Raw genomic sequence first — 6430 nt, 5'->3', positions numbered from 1 at the left:
GCATCTTGAGTTTTTTTCATAATGCCTCCTAAAAATATATAGAAATTATATATTTAGATATTAAAAGATATAAAATTATATTTTTACTGTTATTTTGGGTGCTTTGAATTTAATATCATAAAAACACTTCTTCTATTGATAAATCATATAATAAAAACCAGATATTATAAATGGAAATCGTGTATTAAGATTATGATAGTGCATTAGTAAAATGTAATACAGTATATCAATTATATATTATAATATTAAAATATATAATTTAGAAGACACAAATCTGATGAACTGTGAGACGAAGTTAATCCTATTACAAAACCAGTTGCAAATTCCGGCTCATCTGAGCACGGTTTCCAATATAAACTGATCACTGATTCCGCTTTGAACTGAACAGGATTCCACTACAGCTGATCGGTAGCACAACCAGCAACAAGAGTCAATGGCAAGGGCTAAAGCCGGCATAAATGCCCCATTGACATTGTTTCTGGTCGTGCGCTATGGATAATCAAGCAGAACAAAGGGTTGTTCTGCTAACGAAAGCGTTTCAAATAGCTTGATCAGTTTTGACAGGAACAGTAATCAGTCGATACGGAATAAATGCTCAGATAAAACGGAATATGCAACCAGTATAGTTAAGGAGAATGGCAATGCGGTATGTAGATGAAAATAATATTGAGAAAATGTATAATGAATTACAAAAATCTTTGAAAAAAAATCAATTGTATGACGGAATTGCCATTTTGGGTATGAAGGATCCAACTAATTATTATAAAGTGACTAAAAAATATGAAGATGTTTGTTGGAATGGATGTGAAGTCAATAAGGTAAAGTTCATGACATACCCGGCGACATATGCTGACATGGATATGTTGCAATTCACGTACTTTATGTACTGGAGAACAAAGGCTCTTTCTGGCAATGTGATATGTTGCCATGATTCGTATGTATACATATATGTTTGTGAATTACTAGCTGGATTTCATGCGACGAGCAGTGAAGAAGGATACCAATTGTTACGCAGCGTATATAGAGCATATAGTGGATTTGATAAAAGCTTTGAAAAACATTTAATAAAATGGATTTTGGGATATTGTATAATCCATGGAATATATGATGCAAAAAGAGAAGAGTTAGATGTAATTACAGAAGATGAGTACAATACATGGATACAAAAAAAGAAATTATTGAATAATGATTATTCAAAATGCTTTGATGTGGTTCTGGCAGCATCGGATTATAAGCTGGATAAGCAGAGCGCTTTTTATAAAAGCAAACAAGGTACAAGGGTTATTGACATGGTTTTTGATGCGGCTATGACCGCTATTAATGAGTGTATGAGGCAGCATAAGCTTGTATTATCAGACTATATAATTGGTAAAGGAGTCAGAGAGAAATGGCGGATATATGATGATACACCATGGGAAGGTTATTTGGGGTTAATTTCTTCCAGTATAAAATATGATAAAACATTTATTTTCAGAAGGATTACATACGAATATAGTAAACATGAAAAAGCTTGGTATTATGATGCTATTAGCGAATATGAACATATTATTTGTGGAAAGTATTTTCCCAGGATAGGTTATAAGTATCACGATGGTAAATTTGTTGCTTATGTCGTAGAAACAATTGAAGCTATCTGTAGAAATAAGGTGGGATATCAATATAAATTAAAACCTGATTATGTGAATATTTTGGGCACAAGAGGAATACAAAAGCTAGTCGAGTCTGGTGAAATAGGATATGTTGTTGAAAAAGTTGTAGATGATTTTGCAAAAAAGTATCAGTCTGAATTTGCAGAATTGCCGAGGAAAAAGCCGGAGATTAAAACGACAAAAAGGAAAAATTTAAAGCTTGTAAAAAAAACTGATGAAAGCAAAGCAGTTGTTGAGGATGTAAAAATAGAATCTGAATCCGCTATGATTAATAATAAAATTAGTACGGAGGAGATAGAGAAAGCGAGACAAGTGTTATTCCATAATCAGGAGAAACTTGTTCTTGAGGGGGAATACCAAGAAGAAAGTGCTATTTCCGAAAAAATTCAAGAGACCATTTACTCAAAAGTTCAAGTGCATATTCTGAAGTTGCTGATAAATAAAGAATATGCTGCTATGGAGGAGTATGTAAGTCAAAAAGTATGTAATGTTATTTTGGAAGTTGAAAAAATTAATAAAATTGCAATGGAAGAACTGGGAGATATCCTGGTTGACAATGATGGAAGTAATTATTTTGTCTACGAGGAATACGCAGACTATATAGAGGGATTATAGGGATATGAAAAAGAAAGTACCAAAGAGAATAGAAAATATTATCATGAACGCTTTGCAAGCGGGTGTTGTACCAAGGACTGGGTTGGGCTATATTGCAGTTGGACGAGAACAAGAGATAGCAACATTGCTTAAGGATGTAGAAATGGTAGAAGAGGGAGCAGGTACATTTCGCTTCGTAACAGGATCATATGGTAGTGGAAAAACATTTTTGCTACAAACAATCAAAGAGTATGCTATGAATAAGGGGTTCGTTGTGGCAGATGCAGATTTATCTCCAGATAGGAGTTTGGTAGGGACTGTGTTTCAAAAGAGGGGGTTGGCAACATATAGAGAGCTCATGTGTAATTTGTCGACACAAACTTCACCAACAGGTGGAGCATTAGGAAAGATTTTGGATGTATGGCTCAATGAGATATGGGTAGATGTTGCTAAGAATGTTGAAGTTGGTGGCATACAGGGAAATGCATTAGAAGATAGGGTAGCCAATAAAATATATGAAACGATTTTAAATATGCAGGAAATGGTGCATGGATACGATTTTGCCAATATTCTGATAATGTATTGGAAAGCTTCAAGAGTTAATGATGCCGAATTAAAATCGAAAGCATTAAGATGGCTTAGAGGAGAATATGCAACTAAATCGGAAGCGAAAGTGGATTTGGGAGTTGCGACGATAATAAATGACAATGATTGGTATGAATACATCAAGCTTTTATCAGAATTTCTGGTAAAGATTGGATATAAAGGTTTTTTTATTATTATTGATGAGTTGATTAATATTTATGCGAGTACATCGGCTATTACGAGACATAAAAATTATGAAAAAATTCTTGCTATGTATAATGACATAATGCGGGGAAAAGCTAGGCATCTCGGAATAATCATGGGAGGAACTCCACAGGCTATTGAAGATTTGGATAGAGGTTTATATAGTTATGACGCCTTGAAATCAAGGCTTGAGTCAGGGAGATTTGGATCCAACGGAATGATTAATCTAATGCAACCAGTTATAAAAATATCTCCATTAACTAAGGAAGAAATAGTAGTTTTGCTGGAAAATATTGCGGAGATGCATGCAGATATATATGGATATACATTAATGATTACAATAGAGGATATTATCGAATTTGTAAAGGATGCACTTAGAGAAAAGAGGAGTATTACACCTCGGTCGATTATAAGAGACTTTATTGAGGTGCTGAATTTATTGTATCAAAATAAAAACTTCAGCCTGAAAGAGATTATGGAAAATTTTAACTATTCCAAGGATGTTGAAAGGATATAAAAACAATATCTATATTAAGATCAAAAGAGGAGGAAGATATGGTAAATATATTAGAAACCGATGATAAACACGAAATAATAAAGAAAAAACTTAGGCGGTATTTTGACGGTCGTATTGTTCGAAAAGATCTGACAAGATCCATGCAGGAAGGGGCAAATGTACCTGTCTATGTATTGGAATATATGTTGGGACAGATTTGTGATTCTGATGATGAGAAGATTATTGAGGATGGTATGGAAAATGTAAAGCGTTTCTTGAGAAATAATTCTGTACGATCGGATGAAACACAGAAGATTCTTTCATTATTGCGTGAAAAAGGACATTATACAGTTATTGATCGGATTACAGTGGTACTGAATACGAAAGAAGATCACTATGAAGCTACATTCTCAAATCTGGGAGTGAAAGGGATTCCGATCCATCCGGATTATGTGAAAGATTATGACAGATTACTCTGTGGTGGTATCTGGTGCATTCTACAGCTGGAATATGAGTTCGTTGAAGAGGATAAGAAAAATACGCAGCCAATCCGTATCCGGAAGTTGACACCAATTCAGATACCATATGTGGATATGGATGTAGTCAAAGATGGAAGAAAAGCATTCACCAGAGATGAGTGGATGGATGTCCTTCTTCGTTCCACAGGGCTGGAGCCGGATAAATTCAGTGAACGAGCTAAATGGCTACTGATTGCCCGTATGATTCCATTGGTAGAGAATAACTTCAATCTCTGCGAATTGGGACCTCGTGCTACTGGTAAATCATACATCTATGAGAAGATTTCTCCGAACAGTATTCTGGTTTCAGGCGGACAGACTACTGTGGCAAATCTTTTCTACAGTATGTCCAATCATACGGTAGGTCTTGTAGGTATGTGGGATTGTGTCGCTTTTGATGAGGTTGCCGGAATCAAGTTTAAAGATAAAGATGGGATTCAGATTATGAAGGGATATATGGCATCTGGAGCATTCTCCCGTGGTAAAGCAGAGATTCAGGCGAAAGCTTCTATAGTTTTTGTCGGAAATATTAACCAGAGTGTAGAGACACTTTTAAAGACTTCCAGCTTGTTTGATCCGTTTCCACCGGAGATGGGTACGGATACGGCATTTTTAGATCGTATTCACTGTTATATTCCTGGATGGGAGATTCCGAAATACAGACCGGATTCTTTTACCAATGATTATGGTTTTATGAGTGATTATTTGTCAGAGTTTATGCGGGAACTTCGGAAAGATAACTATAGTGATATCCTGGACAAGTATTTCCACCTTGGAAAGAATTTGAATCAGCGTGATACGATTGCTGTACGCAAAATGGTTTCAGGTTTCATTAAGCTGTTATATCCGCATGGAGAAGTAAGAAAAGAAGAAGTTCGTGAGATTGTTGAAATTTCTCTGGAGCTTCGTCGCAGAGTAAAAGAACAGTTAAAGAAAATCGGCGGTATGGAATTCTATGATGTAAACTTCTCTTATACTGATAACGATAGCTTTGAAGAGCATTATGTATCAGTTCCAGAGCAGGGTGGCGGAAAACTGATCCCAGAAGGTATGGGTAAACCGGGATGCTTATATACGGTGTCAAAAGCAAAGACAGGCATGATCGGATGTTATAGGTTGGAAACACAAATGATGCCTGGAAACGGAAAACTGACTTGCACGGGTATCGGCTCGGGAAAAGAGCAGAAGGAAGCAACGAATACAGCGTTTAATTATCTGAAAGCCAATGGAGGACGTATTTCTGGTCAGATCAGTACAACGACAAAAGACTATATTATCAATTATCAGGATATGCAGGGAATTGGAATGACAAGTAATCTGGCAATGCCTACTTTAATTGCGATATGTTCGGCGGCACTTGGCAAGACGCCATTAAGCAGTCTTGCTGTTCTCGGAGAGATCAGTATCGGGGGTACTTTGATTAAGGTAGATGAATTGGCAAGTACTCTGCAAGTATGCCTGGATAGTGGCGCAAAGAAGGTGTTACTTCCGATTACATCAGCTGCAGATCTGGGAACTGTACCTTCGGATCTCGTTGGTGCGTTCAGTTTAATCTTCTATTCTTCTTCAGAGGAAGCGGTATATAAAGCATTAGGCGTGGAGTAAGAATAAAAGATTGAAAAGAAGATGAGTAGTTATTTTTGAACAGGATTTTGAAGAGTTAATGGATGATATGAAAATGAGCCGTGTAAATGCAGACTGAATTGTATCTGGATAATGTGGTATGGAAAGTAATAACCTCCGTCTATGACAGCTTTGCTGTAGTAGAGGAGGTGGCTTTCATAGAAGAAATACTGGAATAATAATTTGTGTTATGTGAATGGTTTCAAAAAATACGAATTATCTGAGAAGAGTGTGTGGTGAACATACAAATAAAGGGGGTGTTGTGGACTTGACTTGAAAAGCGGAATTTAGTTCCGCTTTTAGCGCTGAAAATAATTAATAAAAAATGTTTTTTAAACATGGTATAGAAAAATTCTCGTTTTTCAAGAGGCAGTCTGGAAAATATTTCTTTTGAATATTATAAAATGAAACACAGAAATACCTGTATTTTACGACGCTCAGCGACCACGATTCCGTTTCTGAACGGTCGTTTTCTAGAGCATATCGGCTACCACGTAAACCAATTATTATAAACCTTCTTCGCAAATGATGACCTGGCAAAGCGGCAAACGGCGCTGAAAACGGTTTGCCAGAGGCAGAAGCCTATCACATGCTACTCATGTAAAGAGCCTTTCGCGGCATAAGTGGTTTGCTGATTGTTGCCGACCGTTAGAAAATGGAATTTGGCAGTTTGTTCGCGTAAAACCGGCCGTTTGAGGTCGTAATATGTAATACCTAAAAAATGACAGTTAGTAGTTGTTTGGCAGGAAAATTATTAATAT

3 protein-coding genes are annotated in these 6430 nt (G+C 36.3%); all 3 read left to right on the top strand.

Going from position 1 to position 6430, the window contains the following annotated elements:
* The first annotated feature begins 641 nt into the window (after nucleotides 1–641).
* Genes ACQRCC_RS15335 through brxL form a run of 3 tightly spaced genes read left to right on the top strand, consistent with a single transcriptional unit; the run spans nucleotide 642 to nucleotide 5651 of the window.
* On the top strand, nucleotides 642–2264 hold the full coding sequence (locus tag ACQRCC_RS15335; RefSeq protein WP_427851615.1) for a TerB N-terminal domain-containing protein: 1623 nt from the start codon (nucleotides 642–644) through the stop codon (nucleotides 2262–2264).
* Between the two features lie 4 nt (nucleotides 2265–2268).
* The gene (locus ACQRCC_RS15330; RefSeq protein WP_427851614.1) at nucleotides 2269–3549 is read left to right on the top strand and encodes an ATP-binding protein; all 1281 of its coding nucleotides are present in this window, start codon (nucleotides 2269–2271) and stop codon (nucleotides 3547–3549) included.
* A 38-nt stretch (nucleotides 3550–3587) separates the two neighbouring features.
* Nucleotides 3588–5651 (top strand): protease Lon-related BREX system protein BrxL, encoded by a 2064-nt coding sequence (gene brxL, locus ACQRCC_RS15325; protein WP_427851613.1) that lies wholly within the window; start codon nucleotides 3588–3590, stop codon nucleotides 5649–5651.
* The last annotated feature ends 779 nt before the right edge of the window (nucleotides 5652–6430 follow it).

Source organism: Sporofaciens sp. SGI.106, from assembly GCF_050314255.1.
GTDB lineage: Bacteria > Bacillota > Clostridia > Lachnospirales > Lachnospiraceae > Claveliimonas.
This window is presented reverse-complemented; position numbering and strand designations above follow the sequence as displayed.